The organism is Sphingopyxis sp. Geo48 (assembly GCF_949769155.1).
Lineage (GTDB): Bacteria > Pseudomonadota > Alphaproteobacteria > Sphingomonadales > Sphingomonadaceae > Sphingopyxis.
Genome location: NZ_CATKPA010000003.1, coordinates 319,423 through 345,212, shown reverse-complemented (window position 1 = coordinate 345,212; position 25,790 = coordinate 319,423). Strand labels below are relative to the sequence as shown.

General features: G+C 66.7%; 26 protein-coding genes and 1 pseudogene. 11 read left to right on the top strand and 16 right to left on the bottom strand.

Annotated elements, in window-relative coordinates; translation table 11 throughout:
- The first annotated feature begins 70 nt into the window (after positions 1 to 70).
- Both prfB and QOL79_RS13200 read left to right on the top strand, forming a co-directional pair.
- The gene (prfB, locus tag QOL79_RS13205) at positions 71 to 1,198 is read left to right on the top strand and encodes a peptide chain release factor 2 (protein WP_283419890.1); all 1,128 of its coding nucleotides are present in this window, start codon (positions 71 to 73) and stop codon (positions 1,196 to 1,198) included.
- A 2-nt stretch (positions 1,199 to 1,200) separates the two neighbouring features.
- Entirely contained in the window at positions 1,201 to 1,917 is a 717-nt protein-coding gene (locus QOL79_RS13200; protein ID WP_282949527.1) for a class I SAM-dependent methyltransferase, read from the top strand.
- Here the strand turns inward: QOL79_RS13200 and QOL79_RS13195 are convergent.
- The 8 genes and pseudogenes from QOL79_RS13195 to QOL79_RS13160 form a co-directional block, all read right to left on the bottom strand.
- Positions 1,914 to 2,279, bottom strand: coding sequence for a DsrE family protein (locus tag QOL79_RS13195; RefSeq protein ID WP_283420017.1), 366 nt, complete (start codon positions 2,277 to 2,279; stop codon positions 1,914 to 1,916). The genes QOL79_RS13200 and QOL79_RS13195 overlap by 4 nt on opposite strands.
- Positions 2,267 to 3,016: a HesA/MoeB/ThiF family protein gene (locus QOL79_RS13190; protein WP_283419889.1), complete on the bottom strand. Its 750-nt coding sequence runs from the start codon at positions 3,014 to 3,016 to the stop codon at positions 2,267 to 2,269. The genes QOL79_RS13195 and QOL79_RS13190 overlap by 13 nt, the downstream gene beginning before the upstream one ends.
- A 102-nt stretch (positions 3,017 to 3,118) precedes the next feature.
- A pseudogene (dut, locus tag QOL79_RS13185) lies at positions 3,119 to 3,580 on the bottom strand (dUTP diphosphatase); the annotation flags it as partial.
- Positions 3,543 to 4,805, bottom strand: a complete 1,263-nt coding sequence (coaBC, locus tag QOL79_RS13180) for a bifunctional phosphopantothenoylcysteine decarboxylase/phosphopantothenate--cysteine ligase CoaBC (protein WP_283419888.1) — start codon at positions 4,803 to 4,805, stop codon at positions 3,543 to 3,545. The pseudogene dut and the gene coaBC, both read right to left, overlap by 38 nt.
- Positions 4,806 to 4,809: 4 nt before the next feature.
- Positions 4,810 to 5,106, bottom strand: coding sequence for a CcdB family protein (locus QOL79_RS13175; protein WP_058456306.1), 297 nt, complete (start codon positions 5,104 to 5,106; stop codon positions 4,810 to 4,812).
- Positions 5,106 to 5,351, bottom strand: a complete 246-nt coding sequence (locus tag QOL79_RS13170) for a type II toxin-antitoxin system CcdA family antitoxin (RefSeq protein ID WP_082657818.1) — start codon at positions 5,349 to 5,351, stop codon at positions 5,106 to 5,108. Before QOL79_RS13170 ends, QOL79_RS13175 begins: the two co-directional genes overlap by 1 nt.
- A 44-nt stretch (positions 5,352 to 5,395) precedes the next feature.
- Positions 5,396 to 6,940 (bottom strand): 2-polyprenylphenol 6-hydroxylase, encoded by a 1,545-nt coding sequence (ubiB, locus tag QOL79_RS13165; protein WP_282949412.1) that lies wholly within the window; start codon positions 6,938 to 6,940, stop codon positions 5,396 to 5,398.
- A complete protein-coding gene (locus tag QOL79_RS13160) occupies positions 6,937 to 7,674 on the bottom strand; it encodes a class I SAM-dependent methyltransferase (protein WP_058456308.1) in 738 nt (245 codons plus the stop codon). The genes ubiB and QOL79_RS13160 overlap by 4 nt, the downstream gene beginning before the upstream one ends.
- A 94-nt stretch (positions 7,675 to 7,768) precedes the next feature.
- Here QOL79_RS13160 and mutM point away from each other — a divergent pair, with 94 nt between their 5' ends.
- The 3 genes from mutM (at position 7,769) to dnaA (ending at position 10,912) form a co-directional block, all read left to right on the top strand.
- Complete coding sequence (gene mutM / locus QOL79_RS13155) at positions 7,769 to 8,581, top strand: bifunctional DNA-formamidopyrimidine glycosylase/DNA-(apurinic or apyrimidinic site) lyase (protein ID WP_283420016.1); 813 nt, start codon at positions 7,769 to 7,771, stop codon at positions 8,579 to 8,581.
- 177 nt (positions 8,582 to 8,758) lie between these two features.
- Complete coding sequence (gene rpsT, locus QOL79_RS13150; RefSeq protein WP_282949411.1) at positions 8,759 to 9,022, top strand: 30S ribosomal protein S20; 264 nt, start codon at positions 8,759 to 8,761, stop codon at positions 9,020 to 9,022.
- A gap of 543 nt (positions 9,023 to 9,565) precedes the next feature.
- Positions 9,566 to 10,912, top strand: a complete 1,347-nt coding sequence (gene dnaA / locus QOL79_RS13145; RefSeq protein WP_283404304.1) for a chromosomal replication initiator protein DnaA — start codon at positions 9,566 to 9,568, stop codon at positions 10,910 to 10,912.
- Between the two features lie 74 nt (positions 10,913 to 10,986).
- Here the strand turns inward: dnaA and QOL79_RS13140 are convergent, their stop codons facing one another.
- The 4 genes from QOL79_RS13140 to secB all read right to left on the bottom strand — a co-directional run bounded on the left by QOL79_RS13140 (position 10,987) and on the right by secB (position 14,991).
- On the bottom strand, positions 10,987 to 11,673 hold the full coding sequence (locus QOL79_RS13140; RefSeq protein WP_204992212.1) for a DUF4136 domain-containing protein: 687 nt from the start codon (positions 11,671 to 11,673) through the stop codon (positions 10,987 to 10,989).
- Positions 11,674 to 11,838: 165 nt separating this feature from the next.
- A complete protein-coding gene (trpS, locus tag QOL79_RS13135) occupies positions 11,839 to 12,837 on the bottom strand; it encodes a tryptophan--tRNA ligase (protein ID WP_283419887.1) in 999 nt (332 codons plus the stop codon).
- 3 nt (positions 12,838 to 12,840) lie between these two features.
- A complete protein-coding gene (murJ, locus tag QOL79_RS13130) occupies positions 12,841 to 14,451 on the bottom strand; it encodes a murein biosynthesis integral membrane protein MurJ (protein ID WP_283419886.1) in 1,611 nt (536 codons plus the stop codon).
- A 27-nt stretch (positions 14,452 to 14,478) separates the two neighbouring features.
- A complete protein-coding gene (gene secB / locus QOL79_RS13125; RefSeq protein ID WP_058456313.1) occupies positions 14,479 to 14,991 on the bottom strand; it encodes a protein-export chaperone SecB in 513 nt (170 codons plus the stop codon).
- Between the two features lie 207 nt (positions 14,992 to 15,198).
- Between secB and QOL79_RS13120 the strand changes: the two genes are divergently transcribed.
- Genes QOL79_RS13120 through QOL79_RS13110 form a run of 3 tightly spaced genes read left to right on the top strand, consistent with a single transcriptional unit; the run spans position 15,199 to position 17,796 of the window.
- Complete coding sequence (locus QOL79_RS13120; RefSeq protein ID WP_283419885.1) at positions 15,199 to 15,879, top strand: Tim44/TimA family putative adaptor protein; 681 nt, start codon at positions 15,199 to 15,201, stop codon at positions 15,877 to 15,879.
- Between the two features lie 5 nt (positions 15,880 to 15,884).
- Positions 15,885 to 17,222 carry a murein transglycosylase A gene (gene mltA, locus QOL79_RS13115; RefSeq protein ID WP_283419884.1) on the top strand — a complete coding sequence of 446 codons (1,338 nt, stop codon included), beginning with the start codon at positions 15,885 to 15,887 and terminating at the stop codon, positions 17,220 to 17,222.
- Position 17,223: 1 nt separating this feature from the next.
- Positions 17,224 to 17,796: a Smr/MutS family protein gene (locus QOL79_RS13110; RefSeq protein WP_283419883.1), complete on the top strand. Its 573-nt coding sequence runs from the start codon at positions 17,224 to 17,226 to the stop codon at positions 17,794 to 17,796.
- Here QOL79_RS13110 and dapE read toward each other — a convergent pair.
- Positions 17,793 to 18,926, bottom strand: a complete 1,134-nt coding sequence (gene dapE / locus QOL79_RS13105; protein WP_283419882.1) for a succinyl-diaminopimelate desuccinylase — start codon at positions 18,924 to 18,926, stop codon at positions 17,793 to 17,795. The two genes, QOL79_RS13110 and dapE, sit on opposite strands and share 4 nt — an antisense overlap.
- 94 nt (positions 18,927 to 19,020) lie before the next feature.
- On the opposite strand from dapE, the gene QOL79_RS13100 reads away from it, so the two are divergent.
- The 3 genes from QOL79_RS13100 (at position 19,021) to QOL79_RS13090 (ending at position 23,425) form a co-directional block, all read left to right on the top strand.
- Complete coding sequence (locus QOL79_RS13100) at positions 19,021 to 19,488, top strand: cupin domain-containing protein (protein WP_283419881.1); 468 nt, start codon at positions 19,021 to 19,023, stop codon at positions 19,486 to 19,488.
- Positions 19,489 to 19,655: 167 nt separating this feature from the next.
- Positions 19,656 to 21,824, top strand: coding sequence for a primosomal protein N' (locus tag QOL79_RS13095; protein ID WP_283419880.1), 2,169 nt, complete (start codon positions 19,656 to 19,658; stop codon positions 21,822 to 21,824).
- Positions 21,825 to 21,892: 68 nt separating this feature from the next.
- A complete protein-coding gene (locus QOL79_RS13090) occupies positions 21,893 to 23,425 on the top strand; it encodes a tetratricopeptide repeat protein (protein ID WP_283419879.1) in 1,533 nt (510 codons plus the stop codon).
- Between the two features lie 7 nt (positions 23,426 to 23,432).
- On the opposite strand, the gene QOL79_RS13085 is transcribed toward QOL79_RS13090, so the two are convergent.
- The 3 genes from QOL79_RS13085 to QOL79_RS13075 are packed head-to-tail and all read right to left on the bottom strand — an operon-like array spanning position 23,433 to position 25,689.
- Positions 23,433 to 24,191, bottom strand: coding sequence for an isocitrate lyase/PEP mutase family protein (locus tag QOL79_RS13085; protein WP_283419878.1), 759 nt, complete (start codon positions 24,189 to 24,191; stop codon positions 23,433 to 23,435).
- Positions 24,188 to 25,222, bottom strand: coding sequence for a bifunctional DNA-binding transcriptional regulator/O6-methylguanine-DNA methyltransferase Ada (gene ada, locus QOL79_RS13080; protein ID WP_283419877.1), 1,035 nt, complete (start codon positions 25,220 to 25,222; stop codon positions 24,188 to 24,190). Before ada ends, QOL79_RS13085 begins: the two co-directional genes overlap by 4 nt.
- The gene (locus tag QOL79_RS13075; protein ID WP_283419876.1) at positions 25,219 to 25,689 is read right to left on the bottom strand and encodes a DUF1203 domain-containing protein; all 471 of its coding nucleotides are present in this window, start codon (positions 25,687 to 25,689) and stop codon (positions 25,219 to 25,221) included. Before QOL79_RS13075 ends, ada begins: the two co-directional genes overlap by 4 nt.
- Positions 25,690 to 25,790 lie beyond the last annotated feature (101 nt).

The window sequence follows — 25,790 nt, the reverse complement described above, 5'->3', positions numbered from 1 at the left end:
CGGTAATCTGGCTTGTCACCGGCGCCCGAGCCTCTATGGCCGGTCGCATCGGATTTCAGGAGCAAAGACCATGCGCGCCGAAGCGCAGGATCATGTCGATACCATCAATGCCGCCCTCGCGTTGCTGCGCCGCTTCCTCGACTGGGACCGCGCGGTGCGCCGCCTCGACGAACTCAACGCGAAGGTCGAGGACCCGACGCTGTGGGACAATCCCAAGGCGGCACAGGACGTCATGCGCGAACGCCGCCGCCTCGATGAGGCGATCGCCGCGACGCGCGCGATCGAAAAGGAGATGGGTGACACGGTCGAACTGATCGAACTCGCCGAGATGGAAGGCGACGAGGCGCTGGTCGACGATGCCGTCGCCGCGCTGGCGACGCTCGCCGCGCGCGCCGAAGACGACAAGATCAAGGCGTTGCTCGCGGGCGAGGCCGACAGTTACGACTGCTATATCGAGGTCCACGCCGGCGCCGGCGGCACCGAGAGCCAGGACTGGGCCGAAATGCTCCAGCGCATGTACAGCCGCTGGGCCGAGAAGCGCGGCATGAAGGTCGAGCTGATCGAATATCAGGCGGGCGAGCAAGCGGGGATCAAATCGGCGACGATGCTGGTCAAGGGCGAGAACGCCTATGGCTATGCCAAGACCGAAAGCGGGGTCCACCGCCTCGTCCGCATCTCGCCCTACGACAGCTCGGCGCGGCGCCATACCAGCTTCTCGTCGGTGTGGGTCTATCCGGTGATCGACGACAATATCGAGATCGAGATCAAGGAAAGCGACCTCAAGATCGACACCTATCGCGCCTCGGGCGCGGGCGGCCAGCACGTCAACACGACCGATTCGGCGGTGCGCATCACCCACATGCCAACCGGTATCGTCGTCGCGTCGCAGATCGACCGTTCGCAGCACAAGAATCGCGCGACCGCGATGGGAATGCTGAAGGCGCGCCTTTATGAAGCCGAGCTGCAGAAGCGCGAGGCCGAAGCATCGGGCGAATATCAGGCGAAGACCGAGATCGGTTGGGGCCACCAGATCCGCTCCTACGTCCTTCAGCCCTATCAGCTGGTGAAGGACCTGCGCACCGGGGTTACCTCGACCGCGCCGGGCGACGTCCTCGACGGTGCGCTCGATCCGTTCATGGCGGCGGCGCTGTCGCAGAAGGTGACGGGCGAAAAGGTCGAGGTGGAGGACATCGACTGATGATGCGCGGCGTCCTCGCGGCGCTGGCCCTCGTGCCGCTGCTTGGCGGCTGCGACGGCCCGTGGAACGAGGACAGCGATCGTATCGAGACCGCGCGCGAATTCCCGCCTGCAGATCGACCGGTTGCGCCGATCACCTCGACCAAATGGTCGACCGAGGAAGCGCGCGACCGCGTCAACGAAGCCGATGACGTGATGGATTCCGCCGACGTCCGCCCGGGAATGACCGTCGCCGACATCGGCGCGGGCGATGGCTATTACACCGTGCGCCTCGCCCCTCGCGTCGGTGCGACGGGCCGCGTGCTCGCGCAGGATATCCAGCCCGAAGTGATCGAGCGCCTCGCCGATCGGGTCGCACGCGAGCGGCTCGACAATGTTTCGCTCAAGCTCGGCGCGGTCGACGATCCGCGACTGCCCGCGAACAGCTTCGACCGTGTGTTCATGGTCCATATGTATCACGAGATCGGCGAGCCCTATGCCTTCCTCTGGCGATTGCGCCCGGCGCTGCGGGCCGGCGGGCAGGTGATCGTCGTGGACGGCGACCGTTCGATCGCGCAGCACGGCACCCCCTTCCGCCTGCTCGTCTGCGAGTTCGAGGCGGTGGGCTACAAGCTGGTGTCGTACAACGACAAGGCGCACGCCGGCGGCTATCTCGCGCGCTTCGTGCCAGAGGGCAAACGCCCCGCGCCCGACGCGATCACAGTCTGCAAAAATCCCTAATAGGTCAGCAGCTGGTCGCTCGGCCCACTGTCGGCAAGAAAACTGACGAGACCACCCGCGCGGACCTGCGGCACCAAGTCGCTTGCCGTCATCCGCACCAGCGCCATGCCCGACTGACAGACGGTCAGCCGAACGTCCATTGCCATCGCCTCGGCGATCAGCGAGACGAGATCGGGTTGTCCCGCGGCGCGCCGCGCGGGGTCGCCGTCGAACGCGACGGGTGTGCGGAGCAGCGCCGCGGCTTCGCCCTGCAGGAAGATGCGCGCCGATCGGCCGAGCGCCGCCGCCGCCGCCGCAACTTCGAGCGCGGCATAGAAGCGCTGGCCATCGGCCGAGGCGACGATGATGCTCAGCCCCGGCATATCGGACACTCCGGATCCTTGGGCACCGCCACTTCGCGCCAGCGTCGGTCGAGCATGTCGATGATCGCGAGCTTGCCGGTCAGGGGCTGTCCCCATCCGGTGAGCGCGCGCACCGCTTCGAGCGCCGCCATCGTCCCGATCATCCCCGCAAGCGCGCCCATCACCCCCTGCTCGGCGCAGTTGATTCCGGGCCGGTCGGGGTCGTCCCCGACGAGACAGGCATAGCAGGGGCTGTCCTCCCGCCAACCTTCGTACAGCGCGACCTGCCCTTCGAACGCGCCGATCGCGGCCGAGAGCAACGGAATTCCGAGCGCAACGGCGGTGCGGTTGACGGTCAGCCGCGTTTCGAAATTATCGCAGCCATCGAGGATCAGGCCGGCACCGGTCAGCAGAGCATCGGCGTTGCCCGCATCGAGCCGCCGGGGAACCGCGACGGCCTCGACATGCGGATTGATCCGCCGCGCCGCGTCGGCGGCGACGTCGGCCTTGGGGGATCCGATATCGGCGTCGGCAAATAGAGGCTGGCGCTGGAGATTGCTGCGCTCGACGACATCATGGTCGATGATCGTCAGTTGACCGATGCCCGCCGCCGCAAGATAGGTAATCGCCGGACAACCGATCCCGCCCGCACCGATGACCGCGACATGCGCGGTCTTCAGCTTCGCCTGCCCCGCGCCGCCAAAGGCGGGCAGGATGATCTGGCGTGCATAGCGGTCGAGTTCGGCGTCCGACAGCAACGCCTATTCGCCCGGCTGGCGGAGTTTCATCGCGGACAGCGAGCCGACATTTTCGGGGATATTGTCATCTTCGATCGCGTCGTCACCGGTGCCGCTCGCGACGCCGGTCGACCCAAAGCCTCCGGCCCCGCGGGCGGTTTCATCGAGCGTCTCGACCTCGGCAAAGACGGCGCGCTGGACGGGCGCCGGGACGAGCTGCGCGATGCGGTCGCCACGCGTGATCTCGAAATTATCCTCCGACAGGTTGGCGAGGATCACCTTCACTTCGCCGCGATAGTCGCTGTCGATCGTGCCCGGCGTGTTGAGACAGGTGATACCGTGCTTGAGCGCCAGACCCGATCGCGGGCGAACCTGTACCTCATAACCGGGCGGGATCGCCATCGCGAAGCCGGTCGCGACCGCGTGGCGCGTGCCCGGCCGCAGGGTCAGCGTTTCGGCGGCGACGACGTCCATCCCCGCTGCGCCGCCCGACGCATAAGCGGGAAGCGGCAGGCCGCCGCCGTTCGGCAGGCGCTGGATGGCGATCTCAATCGGAATTAGCGGGTGCACGGGTTGCGAGTTCATCGGCGATCTTTTCCATCAATTTGCGGGCGACCGCGTTTTTGGGCAGCCGGTCCCAACTATCTACGCCTGCTTTGCTAACGATATGTGCCCGGTTCGTCTCGCCCCCCATCGGGTCGACGGAGACGTCGTTGGCGACGATCCAGTCGCAGCCCTTGCGTGCGAGCTTGGCCTCGGCATGCGCGATCACATCGTTGGTTTCGGCGGCGAAGCCGATCAGCAGCGGCGGGCGCTGCGGGCTTTTCGCGACGCTGGCGAGAATATCGGGATTCTCGGCGAGCGCCAGCGGCGGCACGGCGCCGCTGCCGTCTTTCTTGATCTTTTGCGGCGCGGTGTCGGCCGCACGCCAGTCGGCGACCGCAGCAACCATGATCGCGGCGTCGACCGGCAGGCCCGCTTCGACCTCGGCCGCCATCTCGCGCGCGGTCTCGACATCGACCCGGATCACTCCGGGGGGCGTCGGCAGATCGACGGGGCCGGCGATCAACAGCACCTCGGCGCCCGCTTCGGCGGCGGCGGCGGCGATCGCGAAGCCCTGCTTCCCGCTCGAGCGGTTGGCGATGTAGCGCACCGGGTCGATCGGCTCGTGCGTCGGGCCGGCGGTTATCAGGATGCGGCGGCCGAACAGCGGGCGATGGCTCGCGGGCGCGAAGTCGGGCTGGCCGGCGAGCGGGATCGGGGCGGGCGCGTTGGCGAGCGTCCGGTCGATCGCCGCCTTGATCGCTTCGGGTTCGGGCAAGCGGCCCGGGCCATATTCGCCGCACGCCATTTCGCCCTCGTCGGGCTCCATCACGGTGACACCGTCGCCGCGCAGCGTCGCGACGTTGCGGCGCGTGGCGGGGTGCAGCCACATGCGGACGTTCATGGCGGGCGCCGCGAGCACGGGCTTGTCGGTCGCGAGCAAAAGCGTCGTTGCCATATCGTCGGCGATGCCCGCCGCCATCTTTGCAAGCAGGTCCGCGGTCGCCGGCGCGACGACGACCAGGTCGGCCTCGCGGCTCAGCTGGATATGCCCCATTTCAACCTCGTCCTTCAGGTCGAAAAGATTTGTATATACTTTATTTTCGGACAGCGCGGCGAGCGTCAGCGGGGTCACGAACTGCTCGCCCGCGCGGGTGAGCACGCAGCGCACGACATAGCCCGACTTGCGAAGCAGCCGGATGAGTTCGATGCTCTTGTACGCAGCGATACCGCCACCGATGATGAGCAGGATGCGGGGATTGGCCATCGTTTCAGTATCCCGTCAGCAGGACGTCGAGCGCCCCGACAATCGTGAAATGCTCGCTTTCCAGATTGGCGATCGGACGTTGCAGACGGTCTCGCGGGATCGCGAAGATCAATTGGGTGGCCATTATCAGTTCCTCGCCATTGATGGCAAAGGCCGGGTTGAGCCGGGGAACCGGTTCAAAACCCTTCGCCGGCATGAGCGGCACCACGACACGCGTTACGAGATCGCCAAGCAATTCGCTCTGACAATCGAGCAGATAGCCCAATCCGCGCGAGCCCGGATAAACGTCGTACCGCGCCATCAAAACTGCCGGTATTTGTCATAAGGCATGCCATTTTTGCGGATATATTCGTTCCAGCTCTCGATGGCCGCGCGGTTTTCCTCTTTCCACGCGGCGTCTCGCGCCTTCTTGACCTCGGCGGCAAGGCCGGACTGGCAGGCATCGCTGACGTTGATGCCCAGCTTTTTCGCTTCTTCGACAAGCTCGGCATTCAATGAAACATTGGTTGCCTTTTTGGGCCCTTCGAATCGCGCTGGACGGTTCACCACCATTCTCCTTGCGCATAATCTATGCGCAGATCGCTCCCCGTTCAACCCATCCAGTTCAGAGCCGCCGCCCCGGCCGCCGCGCCTGCCAGCGCGGTCAGCGCATACCGCCACCAGCGCCGCGTCGCGCGCTTTTCCCACATCAGGGGAATGTCGGGCAGCGGCGGTGCGGGCGGCGCGGCGCCTTTCTTGGGCAATTGCTGATCGAGGCGGCGAATGATGTCGGGGATCAGCGCCAGCGTCTTGCCCTGTTCGCGGAGGCCATCGGCGAGCGCGGCTTCGGGGCCGAGTTCGTCGCGGATCCATTCGCTTACAAACGGGCCGGAAACGTCCCACATGTTGATCTTCGGATTGAGCATCGTCGCGACGCCCTCGACCATCACCATCGTCTTTTGAAGAAGGAGGAGGTGCGGCTGCGTCTGCATGTCGAAATCGCGCGTGATCGCGAACAGCCCGTCGAGCATCTGACCGACGCTGAGCTCGCTCACCGGCTTGCCACGCATCGGCTCGCCGACCGCGCGCAGCGCCGTCGCGAACTCCTCGACGCTGTGATAGTCGGGCACGTATTGCGCCTCGAAATGAATCTCGGCGACGCGGCGGTAATTGCCCGTTGTCAGGCCATAAAGGATTTCGGCGAGCCAGTAGCGCGCCTGCCGGTTGATCCGCCCCATGATACCGAAATCGACCGCGGCGATCGTCCCATCGGCCTTCACGAACAAATTGCCCTGGTGCATGTCGGCGTGGAAGAAGCCCTCGGCGATCGCCTGCCGCAGAAAGGCGTTCACCAGATTGCCCGACAAGGCCTCCATGTCGTGCCCCGCCGCGATCAGCTGATCGCGGTGCGAAATCTTGATGCCGTCGATCCAGTCGAGCGTCATCACGCGATTGGCGGTGCGATCCCAGTCGATCGCGGGTACCTCGTAAGTCGGTACGGCCGCCATCGCGTCGGCGAGCTCCGACGCCGAAGCCGCCTCGCGGCGCAGGTCGAGTTCGCGCAGCGTCCAGCGGCGGAAGTTGGCGATGACCTGCCGCGGGCGGAGGCGGCTCGCCTCGCCGCCGAGCGCCTCGAGATGCGCGGCGGCCCATTCATAGGTTTCGATGTCGCGCGCGAACTGCTTGTCGATGCCGGGGCGGCGGACCTTGACCGCGACCCTGCGGCCGTCGGTCGTCACCGCCCGGTGGACCTGGGCGATCGAGGCCGAGCCGACGGGTTCGGGTTCGAATTCGCTATAGAGGCTTTCGAGCGGAGCTTCGAACGTCGATTCGATTTCTTGCCGGATGCGGTCGAAAGCGACGGGCGCGAGCGCATCTTGCAGGGTCAGCAGGTTGCGCGCGGCTTCCTCGCCGACGAGATCGGGACGCGTTGCGAGCGTCTGGCCAAGCTTGACCGCGGCGGGGCCGATCGCCTGAAAGGCCGCGGCATAGTCGGGCACCGCGGGCTGGATCGTCCCGAAGCGCGCAATGCGGCACAGGCGCTTGACCCCCGGCGGGGTCTGCGGCGCGCTCTCGATCCCGCGCAGCGCGCCGTGGCGCGCGAGGATGCGTCCCCACTTCAGCAAGCGGGCAATATGGGTGATCGGTCGGGTCAAGCTTTCCACCCACTGTGGATCGCGACGAGGCCGCCCATGATCGGCTCGACCTTCACCGCTGTGAAGCCCGCCTCGCGGATCATCCGCGCGAATTCGGGCATCGGCGGGAAGCGGCGGATCGATTCGATCAGGTAGCGATAGCTGTCCTCGTCGTCGGCGATCAGCTTGCCGAGCTTCGGCACTAAATGATGCGAATAGGCGTCATAGACCTGTGCGAAGCCCGGCCATTCATTGGTCGAAAATTCGAGGCAGAAGAAACGCCCGCCAAAGCGCAGCACGCGGTGCGCTTCCTTCAGCGCCGCAGGGATGTCGGTGACGTTGCGGATACCGAAGGCGATCGTATAGGCGTCAAAAAACTGGTCGGGAAAGGAGAGCTTCTCGGCATTCTGTTCGGACCAGACGAGCGTGTCGATCCCGCGCTCCGCCGCGCGCTCCATGCCCACGCCGAGCATGTCCGGGTTGATGTCGGCGACAGTGATGCTGGCGCCCGACCGCTCCATGCGGAAGGCGATGTCGCCGGTGCCACCCGCCATGTCGAGGATCGTCTCGCCCTCGCGCGGTTTGACGCGGCGCACGAAGCGATCCTTCCACAGGCGATGCATGCCGCCCGACATCGCATCGTTCATGATGTCATATTTGCGCGCGACGCGGCTGAACACTTCGCCGACCATCGCGGTCTTCTCGCCCGCGGGGACTTGCTCATAGCCGAAGCTGACGGTTTCCGGAGTGGCCATGCGATTGCGCTTTCATGCGGGGAGAAACAAAGTCTGACCGGCCTTTAGCCAAGGGTTGAAGCGCAAGCAAATGGCGCGTAGCCGGTTCGTCGATATGCCCGAACTTCCCGAAGTCGAAACCACCGTTCGCGGCCTCACGCCCTTCCTCGAAGGGCAAAGGCTGGTCGCTGTCACGACCTTCCGCCCCGACCTCCGCCGTCCCTTTCCCGCCGACCTTGCGCAGCGACTGAGCGGCGCGACGGTCACCAGCCTGTCGCGGCGCGCCAAATATGGCATCGTCTCGACCGACCGCGACGACCATATGATCTTCCACCTCGGCATGTCGGGGCGCTGGCGGACCGAGGGCGGCGAGGCGGGCAAACATGACCATCTGCTGCTGGAGACGGCCGCGGGACACCGGCTGTTCCTGCACGACCCGCGGCGGTTCGGATCGGTCGACCTGGTGAACGGCGACCCGCTCGCGCTGTTCCCGTCCTTCGTGTCATTGGGCCCCGAGCCGCTGTCGGACGATTTCGATGCCGCCTATCTGGCGCGCGCGCTGGCGGGACGCCGGGCGCCGATCAAGGCGATGCTGCTCGACCAGACAATCGTAGCCGGGCTCGGCAACATCTATGTCTGCGAGGCGCTGAACGTGGCGAAGATTTCGCCGCTGAGACCAGCGGCCGATGTGTCCAGGGCGAAACTGGCCGCGCTCGTGCCGGCAATCAAGGACGTCCTGATCGCGGCGATCGCCGCGGGCGGATCGACCTTGCGCGATTTCCTGAGCCCCGAGGGCGATCTGGGCTATTTCGCCAAGGACTGGCGCGTCTATGGCCGCGAAGGCGGGACGTGCGAATGCGGCGGCAAGATTGAACGCACGGTGCAGAGCGGCCGCTCGACCTTTCATTGCCCGAAATGCCAGCGTTAGGGGCGTTTCGCGGTTGACCCGAAATGACAATCTGGCTATGGGCGCACCCTTCGAGCAGGGTCCGGTCGTCCGGAACCGGCCGCATCCGGACATTGATTCGCTGCTTTCGCGCGATTCGGCTGCTCCGCTGAGGCTGTGCTCCGACCATGTAGACCGTTTGAAAGACTAGAGGAATTTATGGCCAATACGCCGCAGGCAAAGAAGCGCATCCGCCGCAACCAGGCGCGTGCCACGATCAACAAGAATCGCGTTTCGCGCATCCGCACGCTGGTGAAGAAGGTCGAGGCCGCCGTCGCTTCGGGTGACAGGGACGCTGCGGCGACCGCGCTGAAGGCGGCACAGCCCGAAATGGCGCGCGGCGTTGCCAAGGGCGTGCTCCACAAGAACACGGTCGCCCGCAAATATGCGCGCCTGACCAAGAGCGTGAACGCGATCGCCTAACCGCGCGATCGCCTGAACCCATTGTCCCGAAAGGGAACAAAAAGGACCCGTCGGCACCCAGTCGGCGGGTCCTTTTTTATGGCCCACTTTGTGACTCGGCGATGGCATTTGTGTTGCAGCGCGGTAAGTCACGGAATTCTCGCGATTCGCTAGCGTCACAAACGATGTCACAAATAATATATTGAAATTATTGAATAAAAATTGATCTTGGCGCGATTCCTGACCCCATCGGGAGTCAAGATTTTTATTTCAGTATTTTTACATGAGCGCCCCTTGATCGACTCGGCACCGCCTGCCTAGACAGGGGTGTCGTCGGCCTTCGCTGGCGGCCGCCACATCGACATGATTCGTTCTTTTTCGGACTGCGTGTCCGGGACAGGAGGCTTGCGCCCTAGGCGTGGGCTGTGACGGACCAGTATGTGCGCAGGCCGCGCGAAGCGTCTGGACGGTGGGGGACTTCAGGGGGCGACACGGGTGATACAAAGCAGGAATCGGCATGGGATGGACGCAAGGGATGGGGCTGTGAGCGGTGGAGACGCCGCTATGCTCTGGCCGCGCGTTGCAGAGGGGCTGCGCCGCGACCTCGGCGCGCGCACCTTCGACCATTGGCTGAAGCCGGTCCGCTTTGCCGACTATTGCGCACTTTCGGGCGTCGTGACGCTCGAGACCGCCAGCCGCTTTTCGGCAAACTGGATCAACGAACGCTTTGGCGAACGGCTCGAACTCGCGTGGCGGCAGCAATTGCCCACGGTGCACGGGGTAACGGTGCGCGGCGGCGCAGCGGCCGCCGACCGTGCGACCGCCCTTTCGTCGCAGCCGCTCCCCGCGTTCGAGGCGCCGCAACCGGCCCCCACCGCGAACCCTGCCCTGCTCGGTTTCGATCCGCGCCTCTCGTTCGACCGTTTCGTCGTCGCGCGCTCGAACATTCTCGCCGCCAATGCCGCACGGCGCATGGCGATGGCCGAGACACCGCAGTTCAACCCGCTCTATCTCTGCTCGGGTACCGGTCAGGGCAAGACGCATCTGCTTCAGGCGATCGCGCAGGATTATGCCGCGTCGCACCCGACCGCGAATATCATCCTGATGTCGGCTGAGAAGTTCATGCTCGAATTCGTCGGCGCGATGCGCGGCGGCGACATGATGGCGTTCAAGGCGCGGCTGCGCGCCGCCGACCTGCTGCTGCTCGACGACCTGCAGTTCGTGATCGGAAAGAATTCGACGCAGGAAGAGCTGCTTCACACGATCGACGACCTGATGACCGCGGGCAAGCGCCTCGTCGTCACCGCCGACCGGCCGCCGGCGATGCTCGACGGGGTCGAGGCACGGCTCCTGTCGCGCCTGTCGGGCGGGCTCGTCGCCGACATCGAGGCGCCCGAGGATGATCTTCGCGAACGGATCATCCGCCAGCGGCTCGCCGCGATGCCGATGGTCGAGGTCCCCGACGCGGTCGTTGCCTATCTGGTCAAGCATTTCACCCGCAACATCCGCGAGCTCGAAGGCGCGCTCAACAAGCTGCTTGCCTACGCCGCGCTCACCGGCACGACGGTCGACCTCGCGCTCGCCGAAGACCGGCTGGCGGAGAATGTTCGCAGCGCTCGCCCGCGGATCACGATCGACGAGATCCAGCGCGCAGTGTGCGCTCACTACCGTCTCGACAAGTCGGAAATGGCCTCGAAGCGCCGCGTCCGCGCCGTCGCCCGCCCGCGTCAGGTCGCGATGTATCTCGCAAAGGAACTGACGCCGCGCTCTTATCCCGAGATCGGTCGCCGCTTCGGCGGGCGCGACCATTCAACGGTGATTCACGCCGTACGCACGGTCGAGGCGCTGCGCGTCGCCGACAGCGAACTCGACGCCGAAATTGCCGCCATCCGGCGCAGCCTGAACAGCTGATTGGGTCGCACCAAGGAAAAGGCCCGGCTTCCCTGGGGAGGCCGGGCCTTTTTTCTTGTCGCCTGTCGCCGGGATCAGCCCTTTTCGGGGGGCGCCACGGTGATGCGGACGCGCTCGCCCGAATTGCCGGGGAAGCCCGTGAACATCGCCTCGACGAGGTTCGGGACGATCGCCTGCAGATTATTGTCGCGCGACTGCGCTTCGGCATGGCCTTCGAACAGGCGATAACCATCGGCGGCGCGGTTGATCTGGAGGTTGAGGCCGCTGGTGTAGACGGTGTAGCTCGACACGTCGTTATAACCCCAGCCGGGTCCGAAACCGCCCCACAGGAAGGGGTCGCGATAGCCATAGACATAGCGGCGGCCGCCCGAACCGCGGACGATCACGGGGCGATAATAGGAAGGGCCCCAGCCGCCGTACCATGGATCGCCGAAGCCAGGGCTCGAGACGACCTTCTCGCGGCCCTTGTCGACGCCATAGTCCATGCGGACGACAAGATCCGGGCGCTCCCCGCCGCTCACGGGTCGATAGCCGTAGCGGGTGAGTTCGCCCGCCACGAGATTGGCATATTGGCCGAACTCGATGCCGCCCTGCAACGCGGGATTGCTCGCCTCGATCGCAAAACTCTGGCCCTGCGGCGCGGGAAGCTGCGTCTGGAAGCGCGCGACATCGGCCTTGAAAGGCGTCGCGCAGCTTGCGAGCGCCAGTGCGGCACCCGTCATGGCGGCCAGGCCGAGATGCCGGAAATTGATCTTGCTCATGTCTCTGCTCCGTGATTCGGATCGGCACACACGGCGCCTTTTATAGCATGACTATATCGATGCGACTTAACCTTGGTTGAACCCGCTTCGTCGCGCGGCGGTTCCATCTCCCCGATATGGGGAGGTGGAACCGGCAAACAAGATTTTTCATAATGAGACGAAGGTTTAACGGCAGAGCCCAAGCGCCGCATAGGCGGCATCGAGCGTCGGCTTGGCCAGCGCCGCGGCGCGCGCCGCGCCGGCTTCCAGCGCCGCGTCGATCGCTGCCGGATCGGCCTTCAAGTCGGCAAAGCGCGTCGCGATCGGCCGCAGCGTCTCGACGAGCAATTCGCCGAGTGCCGGCTTGAACGCCCCGAACCCCTGCCCCGCAAAGCGCGCGAGCACCTGATCGACGCTTTCATCGGCCATCGCGGCATAGATCGAAACGAGATTGGCCGCCTCGGCCCGGCCTTCCAGCCCCGCGGCTTCGGACGGCAGCGGTTCGGGATCGGTCTTCGCCTTGCGGATCTTCGCCATGATCGTATCGGGATCGTCGATCAGGTTGATCCGGCTCGCGTCACTCGGGTCCGATTTCGACATCTTCGCCGTACCGTCGCGCAGGCTCATGATCCGCGCCGCGGTCGGCGGGATCGTCGGCTCGGGAAGCGTGAAGGTCTCGGTCCCGGTATCGAGGTTGAACTTGGTCGCGATGTCGCGCGCGAGCTCGAGATGTTGTTTCTGATCGTCGCCGACCGGGACATGCGACGTCTGATAGAGCAGCACGTCGGCCGCCTGCAGTACCGGATAGGCATAGAGGCCGACGCTCGCGCCCTCACGGTTCTTGCCCGACTTTTCCTTGAACTGCGTCATCCGGTTGAGCCAGCCGATCCGCGCGGTGCAGAAGAGCAGCCAGGCGAGTTCGGCATGCGCGGGGACGCGCGCCTGGTTGAACAGGATCGCCTTGTCGGGGTCGATACCGGCCGCCATCAGCGCCGCCGCCATTTCGCGCGTGTTCGCGGTGAGCTCGGCCGGGTCGTTGTGGACGGTGATCGCGTGAAGGTCGGCGAGGAAGTAAAGCTTTTCCCCCGGCATATCGTCCTGCATCCGCACCCAGTTGCGAATCGCGCCCAGATAATTGCCGAGGTGCAAATTTCCGGTGGGCTGGATGCCCGATAGCGTCCGCATGTCTTATTCCTTCGTGGCCACCGCGCCATTGCGGCGCCGCCGCGTCAGCATGGCGAGCAGATCCTTGTCAAGCGCGCCGGTCGCGAAGGCGGCGGCGAAAAAGACCATGCCGCCCGCGGCGACGAGGATGGCGAGCGACCAGATGCGCTCGAAGGCACTGCCGCCGTAAAAGGGCTCCATCAGCGGCATCATATAGAGGAGCAATGCCGCCATCGCCGCGACCGCGACCAGCTGGCGCGCGATGCGCCCGGCGAGCTTCGCCGTGAAATGGAACCAGCCGCGACGATGAAGCACCGTATAGAGCAACAGGCAATTGACCGACGCCGACACCGCGGTCGCTCCGGCGAGCCCGACGATGCCATAGCGTTCGACGACATAGAGGTTGATCGCGATGTTGACGAGCAGCGAGGCAAGCGCGGTCCACACCGGCGTCTTGGTATCCTCGCGCGCGAAGAAGCCGGGATTGAGGATTTTCACGATCACATAGGCGGGCAGGCCGCAGATGAGCGCGACGACGATTTGCGCCATGATCACGCCGTCGCCGGCCGTAAACTTGCCCCCGACGAAGAAGGCGGTGACGAACGCCGGAGCGCAGATCGCGAGCGCGGCGGCGGCGGGGAGCGTCAGCAGCGTGGCGATTTCGAACGCGTTCGCCTGCAACCGCTGTGCCTCCGATGCGTCGCCGCTGTGGATGTGGCGCGAGAGCATCGGCAGGATCGCGGTGCCCAGCGCGATGCCGACGATCCCGAGCGGCAACTGGTTGAGCCGGTCGGCGAGCTTGAGCAAAGTCAGCGACCCCTGCGGCAGCGAGGTCGCGAAGAAGGTGTCGACGAACTGGCTGACCTGATAGATGCCGGCGCCGAAGGTCGCGGGCAGAATCAGCGCCCCAAGCCGCTTCACCTCGGGGGTGAATTTCGGGAGGCGCCAGTGGAGCGTCAGGCCCGCGCGCCGCACCGCCCACACCATATAGGCGAGCTGAACGACGCCAGCGAGGCTCACCGCGATCGCGAGCGCTTCCGCAACGATCCGGTCGTCGCCGCCGGGACCGCGCAGCCACCAGCCGGTGACGATCCCGCCGATCAGCACGATGTTGAGCAATACCGGCGCAAAGGCGCCGGGCGCGAAGCGCGAGCGCGCGTTGAGCAGGCCCGAGAGCATCGCGACGAGGCTGATGAGCGCCAGATAGGGAAAGGTCACGCGGCTCAGGAACACCGCGAAGTCGAACTTGCCCGGCACCTGCTGGAAATCGCGCGCGAGCAGCCACACGATCCCGGGCATCACAACCATCATGATCGCGGAGAAGCCGAGCAGCACCCAGAGGAAGACCGAGAGCACATCGTCGGCGAATTTCGCCGCCGCTTCCTCACCGCCCGCTCCGCCTTGTCCCGTTCCGTGCAGCGCGCGGCTGTACATCGGCACGAAGGCGACCGAAAAGGCCCCTTCCGCAAACAGGCGGCGGAAGGTGTTGGGCAGGGTGAAGGCCAGCTGGAAGGCGTCGGCGGCGAGCCCGGCGCCGAGGACGCGGGCAAGCAGCATGTCGCGCGCAAAGCCGAAAAGGCGGCTGACCATCGTCAGGCCGCCGATCGTCCCCACGCTTTTGACGAGGCTGCTCAACCCCTTCGCCTGCCCCCGTCGCGGGGTTTAGGCCTGACCGACCACGACGTCGCCGGCCGCCTCGGCCTGCATCGCCTGCGCCTGTTGCATGAACAGGCCGTGGAAATCGATCGGTTCGAGGAGCAAAGGCGCGAAGCCGCCGTCGCGCACGACGTCGGCGACGACGCGGCGCGCGAAGGGGAAGAGGATGCGCGGCGCTTCGGCCAGGAAGAACGGCTGCAGCTGGTCGTCGGGGACGTTGCGGACGCCGAACAGGCCGGCATATTTCAGGTCGACGATGAACGACGTGCCCTCGTCGGTCTTCGACGTGATGTCGATCTTCAGCGACACTTCGTACAGATTTTCGCCGACGTTGTCGGCGCCGATGTTGAACTGGACATCGACCTGCGGCGCCGACTGCCACTGGTAGACGGCGGGCGCGTTCGGATTCTCGAACGACAGATCCTTCACATATTGCGAGATCAGGCCGATCGCGGGCGCGGTATCCTCGCCGTTCGGCTGCAGGGCGGGGTTGAAGTCGCTGCTGGTCTCGTCAGCCATGATCTTAACGCTTTCGTTGGAAAAAAATGGGAAGGATCGGCCGCGAAGGCGGCGCGTTGCCGCGGCGCTTAGCAGCGGCGAAGCGTCAGCACAATGGGCGCGAATCGTTGACCTGCCGCAAGCCTGCGGTCATGGTGATTTGAAACATGGCCGCGGATCGCCTATGTTGAACCAAGATTTTCCATCGTCCGCACTGGATATTTGCCTGTGACCGCTTTTTCGATCGTCCTGCTCGCCATGATCGCTGCCTTTTTGGGTATGCGGCTCTACTCGGTGCTCGGCAAGCGAACGGGGCACGAGCAGGAACCCGTGCTCCCGCGCCGCGACGACCGTCCAACCTCGCCTTCTGCCTCCGCGCCGGTTCGCCTCGACGACGCCGACACGTTGAGCGCGCCGCAGGCGGCCGCGCCCGGCGGGACAGGCCTCGTCTATGAACCCGCCGCCGAAGCGGGCCTTCGCCAGCTGCTCGCGAGCGATCGCAATTTCGACGCCGGCCGCTTCATGGAGGGCGCCGAGGCGGCGTATCGGATGATCCTCGAGGCCTTCTGGACCGGCGACCGCGACACGCTCCGCGACCTCTGCGACGACGACAGCTACGATGGTTTCGTCACCGCGATCGAGGCGCGCGAGGCGCGCGGCGAGAAACTCGACAACCGCCTGATCGGGATCGATTCGGCAAAGATCACCGCGGTCGAGATCGACCGCCGCGAGGCGCGGATCACCGTCCGCTACCAGGCCGACATCAGCGCCGTCACCCGCGACGCCGACGGCAAGATGATCGCGGGGTCGATGAGCGACGCGTCGCAGACCGACGATTTCTGGACCTTCCGCCGCCAGCTCGGCAGCAGCGATCCGAACTGGCTGCTCGACGAAGTCGAAGCCGCCTGATTTCCGTGGCTGACGCGAAGACGCACCGGGCGCCGCTGGCGCGCCGATCCGGCTTCGCCCTCTTGGCCTTCCTGCCGTTGCTGTCGGCCTGCACTTCGGTGATCCCCGAAGCGGGCCCGCGTCCGGCCGCCGCGACGCCGGTCCCCACGCCTGCGCCTGCGCCCGTCGGTTCACCGCGCCCCTATACGCCGCGCCCATCGGAAACCGGGAGCGTCGCCGCGCAGCCGGTCCCTGCGACACCCAATCCGCCGCTACCGGCCCCCGCCCCGTCCGCGACAGCGACGACCGCGGCCGAGGCAGGCGTGATCGTCGGGCCGGAATATACCGAGCTGGGGATCGGCGCCGAACAGGCGACCGCCGCGCTGAAGGCGTTTCGCCTGAGCTGCCCGTCGCTGCTCCGCCGCACCGACACGAGCGGTCTCACCCAGAACGCCGAATGGACCGAAAGCTGTGCCGCGGCGAAGGACTGGGCCGACCGCGACGCGACCAATTTCTTCAGCCGCTATTTCGGAACCGTGCAGGTCGGCGCGGGCACCGCCTTCGTCACCGGCTATTACGAGCCCGAAATCGCCGGATCGCGGACCCCGCGCCCGGGCTATGACGTGCCCATCTATCGCCGCCCCGCCGACCTGGTCGACGTCGACCTCGGCCAGTTTTCGGACGACCTCGCGGGCAAGAAGATCCGCGGCCGCGTCGAAGGCAGCAATCTCATTCCCTATTACGACCGCACCGCGATCGAGAGCGGCGCGCTCGCGAACCGCGGGCTCGAAATCGCCTGGGCGGCCGACGCCGCCGAATTCTTCTTCCTGCAAGTTCAGGGGTCGGGACGACTCCGCCTGCCCGACGGCGGGATCATGCGGATCGGCTACGACAGCCAGAACGGCCGCGATTATGTCGGCATCGGCAAGCTCCTGCTCGACCGCGGCGAGTTGCAGCGAGGACAAGCGTCGATGCAGGGCATCCTCGACTATCTGCGCGCCGATCCGGTGCGCGGCGCGGCGGTGATGAACGAGAATCCGAGCTGGGTCTTCTTTCGCGAAGTCACCGGCCCCGGACCGCTCGGCGCGCTCGGCGTGCCGGTGACCGCGCGCTCAAGCCTTGCCGCCGATCCCAAATTTGTGCCGCTCGGCGCGCCGGTCTTCCTGTCGCTCGACCGCGCCGAACCGAACGGGCTTTGGATCGCACAGGACACCGGCGGCGCGATAAAGGGCGCGAATCGCTTCGACAGTTTCTGGGGCGCGGGCGATCAGGCGCGCGCGATCGCCGGCGGCATGGCGGCGCGCGGCGCGGCGCTGCTCCTCCTGCCGCGCGCGAGCGTCGCGCGGCTCGCCCCGCAACCCTGACATGGCACGCCGGCTCGATCCGCACGAAACGGCGCTCTGGAAAAGGGTCGCGGCGACCGTCGAGCCGATCGTCAAGCGCCCCGCAGCACCCGAACCCAAGGCCCCGCCGACCGTGCGCCCGCCGAAAGCCACGCCGCGAAGCACCGCCGTGCCTGCCGCTACACCTGATCCGGTCCGCTTGCCGCCACGGCGGCGGACCTGGTCGGGCGCGACCCTCGACGGCCATTGGGACCGGCGCCTGCGCAAGGGGCTCGTGCGCCCCGAGATGACCATCGACCTTCACGGGCACAGCCTCGCCTCGGCGCAGGCCCTGCTCGACGAGGCGATCGGGCGCGCACTGATGCGCGGGGCGCGTGTCCTGCTGGTGGTTGCCGGGCGATTGCGCCCCGGCGCCGACCGCTTGCCGCTGATGCACGGCGATCCGCGTCCGCGCGGCGCGATCCGCGCCTCGCTGCCCGACTGGCTGTCGGTGTCGCCCTATGCCGACCGGATCGTCGCGCTGCGCCCCGCGCATATCAGCCACGGCGGCGGCGGCGCGGTCTATGTGATCCTGCGCCGCCCGAGAGAAGACTAAAGGAAGGCGCGCATCAAAATGCCGCGATAGATGGCGGTCAGCTTGTGCAGGTCGTCGACCGCAACCGCCTCGTCGAGCTTGTGCATCGTCGCGTTGGTGAGGCCGAATTCGACCACCGGGCACAGCGCGTGGAGGAAACGCGCGTCGGAGGTGCCGCCGGTCGTCGACATTTCGGGCGTCAGGTCGGTCTCGGCATGGATCGCCTCGGCGACAAGCCCCGACAGTTCGCCCGGCGGGGTCAGAAAGGCTTCGCCCGAAATCCTGCCCACGACCTTCGCCAGCGGCTCCACGTCCTGCGCCAACCGTTCGACCATCGCGACGAGATCGGCGCCGCGATGCTGGTCGTTGAAGCGGATCGACAGCCGCGCGCGCGCCGAGGCGGGGATGACGTTGGTCGCGCCATTGCCGACCTCGATGTCGGTGAATTCGATGTTCGACGGCTGGAACCAGTCGGTCCCGGCGTCGAGGCTGACCGCGTCGATCGCCGCCAATATCCTGACCAGCTTGGGGATTGGATTGTCGGCGAGGTGGGGATAGGCGACATGGCCCTGCGTCCCCGGTACGTCGATCCAGATATTGACCGAGCCGCGCCGCCCGATCTTCACCATATCGCCGAGCCGGTTGACCGATGTCGGCTCGCCGACGACGATCATGTCGGGCCTTATGCCGCGCGCGTCCATATGCTCCATCAGCGCACGGGTGCCGAAGATCGCGGGCCCCTCCTCGTCGCCGGTGATGATCAGGCTGATCGTCCCCGCTTCGGCCGGGGTCGCAGCGGCGGCGGCAACGAAAGAGGCGATCGCGCCCTTCATGTCGACCGCCCCGCGGCCGTAGAGCAAATCACCACGGATCTCCGGCACGAAAGCGTCGCTCGTCCAGCCGACGCCCGGCGGCACCACATCGAGATGCCCCGCGAAGCCGAAATGCACCGGCCCCTTGCCAGCACGCACCGCGAGCAGATTCTCGACCGGCCCGTCGGGTTCGATGCCGTCGATGAACCGCTCGACCGTGAAACCAAGCGGCGTCAGCGCTGCCTCGAGCACGTCGAAAACGCTGCCCGTGGCGGGCGAGATGCTCGGCGCGGCGATCAGCGCCTGCGCGAGGGTGACGGGATCGACGGCGTTGCTCATGCCGCTCCCTTACCCGCTTGCGCCGCACCAAGTCGAGGCTTTGCATCGGACCCGCGTTGTGCGAAACAAAGGAAGAACAAGGAAAGGGACTGCCATGCCCAAGCTCGATCTCGACGCCATCCCGCAGACCAATGCCACCGGCTATCCCGCGCCCTATGATGCGCCGGTGCGGGGGCGCTGGTATCGCCGCCTCGCGCCGCCCGGCGGGATCAGCGACTTCGCGGCGAGCCACGTCGTGCTGAAACCCGGCGCCTGGTCGTCACAGCGCCACTGGCACGACGGCGAGGACGAGATGCTGGTAATGATTTCGGGCGAGGCGGTGCTTGTCGAGGACGACGGCCGCTGGCCGATGCGCGCCGGCGATATCGCGGTGTGGCCGAAAGGCAGCACCAACGGCCATCATCTGATCAATGAATCGGATGCCGATTGCGTGTTCGTCGCGCTGGGCGGCGGCAAGAAATATGATACCGGCGGGGGCTATTCGGACATCGACATGGTTTTTACGCCCGACGGCTATTTCCACAAGGACGGCACGCCCTATCCGGCGAAGCGGATTCCATGATGCCCAGGCAGCAGCGATGGGCCGCTTTGCGGCGGGGAGCAGACAGTGCTTCATCATCCTCGGTCATCGCGTGCCCAGCCCGGGAGTGACGATGAAACAAGCATCGCCTTCGGCCGGACCCTAGCCGCTTTCCTATTCTACCCGCCGCCCTATATCCTGCTCGCTTCATGACCCGCGCCCGCGTCCTCCTTTTGACCGCCGCCCTCGGCCCGCTCGACTATCGCGTGCCCTATGGCAGCGAAGCCCCGCTCGGCAGCGTCGTCGTCGTGCCCTTGGGGCCGCGGCGGATGGGCGGCGTGGTGTGGGAGGACGCCAGTTTCGGCGCCCCCGAGCCCGTCGGCGACAACCGCCTGCGTAACCTGCTCGAGGTCGTGCCGGTCCCGCCCGTCGCCGCGCCGCTGCGCAAGCTGGTCGAATGGACGAGCGACTATTATCTCGCACCGCCCGGATCGGTGCTGCGCATGGTGCTGCCCGGCGCGGCCTTTGCCGACGCGCGGCGCCCGATCGTCGAATATCGCGCCACCGGCGAATTGCCGGCGCGGATGACCCCGCAGCGCACCGTCGCGCTCGAAAAGATCGGCACGCGGCAGGGCATCGTCCGCGAACTCGCCGCCATGGCCGAAGTCAGCGAGGCGGTGATCCGCGGGCTCGTCCAGACCGGGGCGCTCGAAGCGGTGAGCATGTCGGCAGACCAGCCCTATCCCGAGCCCGACAGCGACTTTGCCCCGCCCGACCTCTCCGACGAGCAATCCGCCGCCGCGCAGCAACTGAGGGACGCGGTCGCCGCGGCGAAATTCGAGACTTTGCTGCTCGACGGCGTCACCGGATCGGGCAAGACCGAAGTCTATATGGAGGCGATCGCCGCCGCGGTCGAGGCGGGCAAGCAGGCGCTGGTGCTGCTCCCCGAAATCGCGCTCACCGAGCCGATGCTGACGCGCTTCGCCGCGCGCTTCGGCTGCGAACCCGTCGCCTGGCACTCGGGCCTGCGCTCGACCGAGCGCCGCCGCGCCTGGCACAGCATCGCCGCGGGCGAGGCGAAGATCGTCGTCGGCGCACGCTCGGCTCTGTTCCTGCCCTATGGCAACCTTGGGGTCATCGTCGTCGACGAGGCGCATGAGACGAGCTTCAAGCAGGAGGACGGCGTCCATTACCACGCGCGCGACGTCGCCGTGATGCGCGGGCATTTCGAGGGGCTGCCGGTCGTCCTCGCGAGCGCGACCCCGGCGCTCGAAAGCCTCGCGCAGGTCGAGGCGGGCCGCTACCGCCACATCGTCCTCCCTGCGCGCTACGGCGGCGCGACGATGCCCGACCTCGCCGCGATCGACATGCGGCAAGATCCGCCCGACCGCGGGCGCTGGCTCGCGCCGCCGCTCGTCGATGCACTCGCCGACCGGCTTCACAAGGGCGAGCAGAGCCTGCTCTTCCTCAACCGCCGCGGCTTCGCGCCGCTGACGCTCTGCCGCACCTGTGGCCACCGCATCCAGTGCCCGAACTGCACCGCGTGGATGGTCGAGCACCGCCTCGTCCATCGCCTCGCGTGCCACCATTGCGGGCATGTCATGCCGCCGCCGCGCCTCTGCCCCGAGTGCGAGGACGAGGACAGCCTGGTCGCCTGCGGCCCCGGGGTGGAGCGTGTTGCCGATGAGGTGAGCTTACGCTTTCCCGAAGCGCGCACCGCGATCGTCACCTCGGATACCCTGTGGTCACCCGCGAAGGCCGCCGAATTCGTCGATGCGGTCGAGGCGGGCATGGTCGACATCATCATCGGCACCCAGCTCGTGACCAAGGGCTATCATTTCCCGAACCTCACGCTCGTCGGGGTGGTCGACGCCGACCTCGGGCTCGACGGCGGCGACCTCCGCGCATCCGAGCGCACCTTCCAGCAGATCGCGCAGGTCGCGGGACGCGCAGGTCGCGGGGTCAAGCCCGGCGAAGTGCTGATCCAGACGCGCGTCCCCGACGCCCCCGTCATGGCCGCGCTCGTCGCGAACGACCGCGAGGGATTCTACGCCGCCGAGGCCGCGGCGCGAAGGCAAGCCGGCGCGCCGCCCTATGGCCGCTTCGCCGCCCTCGTCATCTCGTCCGAGGATATCGAGGTCGCGCGCGGCGTTGCCAAAAGGCTGGGCGAGAAGGCGCCGGTCGCCGACGGACTCGCCATCTACGGCCCTGCCCCCGCGCCGCTGGCGATGCTCCGCGGCCGCCACCGCTTCCGCCTTTTGCTCCACGCGCCGCGCAGTTTCGACCTGCAAGGGGCGATCCGCGACTGGGTCGGCCGCATCGACTGGCCGGCGAAGGCGCGCCTCGCGATCGATATTGATCCATATAGCTTTGTATAGGCGTACCAGCCCTTTACACCGTCGGAGGGTGCTGGCAGCATTGCGGCATCAGGGGACGGGGGCGCATAATGAAGAAAGCCGGTTTGGGCCTGTTGGCCGGAATCGCGATCATGGGCGGGGCAGACAGGGCTGAGGCCAAATGGCTGCGCGCCGATACCGACAATTTCATCATCTACAGCGAGGGCAGCGAGAAATCGCTGCGCGACTTTGCCGACAAGCTCGAACGCTTCGACGCGACGCTCAGCCTGCGCTTCGGCATTTTGCGCGTGAAAGAGCCCAACCGCCTGACCATCTATCTGGTCGAGCGCTCGGAGGATGCGGGAAGGCTCACCGCGGGCCGGCTGGGGCCATCGATCGCGGGCTTCTACAGCCCCGATCCCGAAGGCAGCTTCGCGGTGTCGAACCGCGAGAGTACGGTCATCAAGGGCACGCCCGAATGGCAGCAGACGCTGTTCCACGAATATGGGCATCATTTCATGCGGCGCTACCTGCCCGCCGCCTTTCCTGCCTGGTTCATCGAGGGCTTTGCCGAATATTATTCGACCACCGATTTCACCAAGGACGGAAAGGCGGAGATCGGCAAGCCACCCTACGGACGCGCCTATGGCCTGCTCGAAATGCCCAAGATCCCGGCGGAGACCCTGCTCTTCCAGCGGCCGGGCACGATGCGCAATTCGGGCCAGATGGACGTCTATTACGGGCGCGCGTGGCTGCTCACCCACATGCTCTACAGCAGTGCCACGCGCTCGGGTCAGCTCGGCGCCTATCTGGGCGCGATCAACAAGGGGGTGGAGGCGAAGAAGGCCGCGACCGACGCCTTCGGCGACCTGGCGCAGCTCGACCGCGACCTCAACGCCTATCTGAAACAGCGCCTATCCTATCGCACCACGGGCGAACCGATAGCCGTTTCGGCCACCGTCACGATCACGCCGCTGTCACCCGCCGACGATGCGATGCTGCCGCTGCAGCTCGAGCGCAAGAGCGCGAGCGGTGACGAGGAGCGGCTGAGCAAGGTGCGCGATGGCCTGGCGAAGCTGGCGGCGCAGTATCCGGGCGATGCCGACGTCTGGTATGAACTGGCGATGGCCGAATGGGACCGGGGCAAGGAAAAGCGCGACCCCGGCGCCGCGCGTGCGTCCGTCGACAAGGCGCTGGCGCTCGACCCCAAGCATGTCCGCGCCAATGTCCTGCTCGGGCGCATCATGCTCGACGCGCTGCGCGAGAAGGCCGATCCCTCGGCGGCCGACTGGAACGCCGCGCGCAAGCCGATCATCCTCGCCAATCAGGCCAACCCCGACGATCCGGTGCCGCTGCTGGCCTATTTCCAGAGCTTCGCCCCCCAGGGCCGCGAGCCGCCGTCGATCGCAGTTGACGGTCTAGCGCGCGCATTCGAACTTGCGCCCGAAAATGGCGAGGCGCGGATCAACTACGCCTTTGCGCTTGCGAATCGGGGCAAGTTCGACCGCGCCATCGCCCTCGCCAAGAGCATCGCCTACGATCCGCATGGCAATGGCGATGGCCCGGCGCTGCTCGACCAGCTCGAAGCGATGAAGGCAAAAAGCGAAGGCAAGGCCGCGGCCGACGACGAAAGCGCCGACTGACCCTGCCTCAATAGTCTGGCTCTTCGCCCCCCAGCACCTGCACCGCTTGCCCCGTCAGCCACGCCATCGCCCCTGCCCACGGCTGGTGCCCGTGGCTGATCCGCGCGACGCCGAGCGCGGCCAGTTCCCGGTGCGTCGGGCCGCCCCTGCCGCGCAATATGTTCACCGGCAGCGGCGAGCCTTCGCAGATCGCGCCGATAGATTTCGGGTCGAGCAGGAAAGGCACGAACAGCGACCCCGCGCCCGCGTCGGCGTAGGCACGCGCGCGTTCGAGCGTCGCGGCGACCAGCGCCGCGCCGTCCTTTGCGACGTCAGCCCCGCGAAACGTGTCGCAACGCGCATTGACGAAGATGCCGGTGTCGGCCGCGGCGCGATAGCGCGCCACCGCCTCGGCGACCGGCAGCAGCGCATTCTCGCCGGGCAGCCGGTCCTCCATATTGATCCCCGCCGCGCCCGCCGCCTTTGCGCGGCCGACCGATGTGCCGACCGCCGCGGCATCGGCGCCATAGCCCGATTCCATGTCGATCGTGACCGGCAGGTCGGTCACCGACAGGATACGGTCCAGATTTTCGAACACATCCTCGAGCGGGAAATCCTCGCCGTCGGCGCGGCCCTGCGCGCCCGCGACACCAAAGCTGCCCGTCGCGATCGCCTTCGCGCCCGCGCCGGCGACCGCGCGCGCGCTCCCGGCATCCCAGATATTGACGAGGATCAGCGGGTTGCCCGGAACATGCAGCGCGCGGAACTCAGCCACTTTATCGGTCATTTGCTTTCCCTCTTCAGAAGCTCGCGCTTGATCGGCAGGCCATAGGCATAGCCGCCGAGCGACCCGTCGCTGCGTACCACGCGGTGGCACGGGATCAACACCGCGACATTGTTCGCGCCGTTGGCGCTCCCCGCCGCGCGCACCGCCTTGGGCTTACCGACCGCGGCCGCGATATCGGCATAGCTGCGCGTCTCGCCCGCCGGAATCTTGCGCAGCTCGCGCCACACCGCCTCCTGGAAAGCGGTGCCCTTCACGTCGATCGGGATATGGTCGAAGCCGGCCGTCGGCGCCTCGACCGCGTCGACGACCTCTTTCAGCAGCGCCGAAAACTCGTCACCGCCTTCGACCAGCTCGGCCGCGGGAAACCGCTCTTCGAGCGCCTCGCGCCCCTCGTCGAAGCTCAGGCGGCACACGCCTTTATCGGTCGCCGCGACGAGCATGTCGCCAAGGCTGGTCGACACGACCGCCCAGTGGATCGTCGCGCCCTTGCCGCCATTCACCCACGCCGAAGCCGTCATGCCCATGCGTCCCTCCATATTGTCATAGAAACGCGAAGGCCCCGAAAAGCCCGCGTCGTAAATCGCGTCGGTCACCCTTGTCCCGTCGCTCAGCGCCTGCCGCGCGCGCTCCTCGCGCAGCGCGCGGGCGTAAGCGGCGGGCGACAGGCCGGTGTGGCGAGTGAAGACGCGCTGGAAATGCGTCGGCGAATAGCCGGTGCGCGATGCAAGATCGGCGAGCGCGAGCGGTTCTTCGCTCGCCTTGATCGCCTGGATCGCGGCGAGCACCGCCCCCTCGTCGCGCGCGACATCGTCGGGCAGGCAGCGCTTGCAGGGGCGAAGCCCCGTCTCGCGTGCCGCGGCGCCGTCGGCGAAGAAGCGGATATTCTCGCGCAGCGGATGGCGGGCGGCGCAGCTCGGCCGGCAATAGATGCCGGTCGTGAGCACGCCGGTCACGAAACGCCCGTCGAGCGCGCGGTCGCGGCGCAGCACCGCCGCCCAGCGATCGTCGTCGGTCATCAGATCGCCGGTCATGCTGCATCCCTTTCGATCCGCGCGGCAAAGCAGCCATACGCAGCGTTGTGAGCGTGAATATAGGCAATGCCATCGTCGGCGAACAGGTCGCGGATCGCCGTGTCGGCCTCTCCCGGCGCCGCGAGCCGCGCGGCCTGCAGCATCCCGGCAGAGTCGAAGGCGCGCAGCGCGAGCGGGCGGCCCTCGAACACCGGCGGCGTCCGGGCGCGATAGGTCGCCGCTTCGACGCCGGGCCGGACATAGATCGCATAGGCGCTCCGATAAGGCGTCGCGACGTCGTGGCTGGTGTGATGCAGCAGGATCAGCTCCTCCCCCGCCCTCGCATCCTCCAGGCTGATGCGGCAGGGAAAGCCGCGGTCGGCGGTCGCGGTGACGCGGCGGGCGTTCAGGGCATCGAGGTCGGCCTCATCGAGGTCGAACAATCGGGAAAAGGGTTCGGGGTCGAGCCCCCGGATCACATAGGTCATGGCTTGTCCTTTCTCTTGCCTGGACCGCCAATGCCACGCCTCGATCCCGGCCGCGTCCCGATGCTTGCGTTCAAAATATCGCAGCGAACTGTATTACTGTA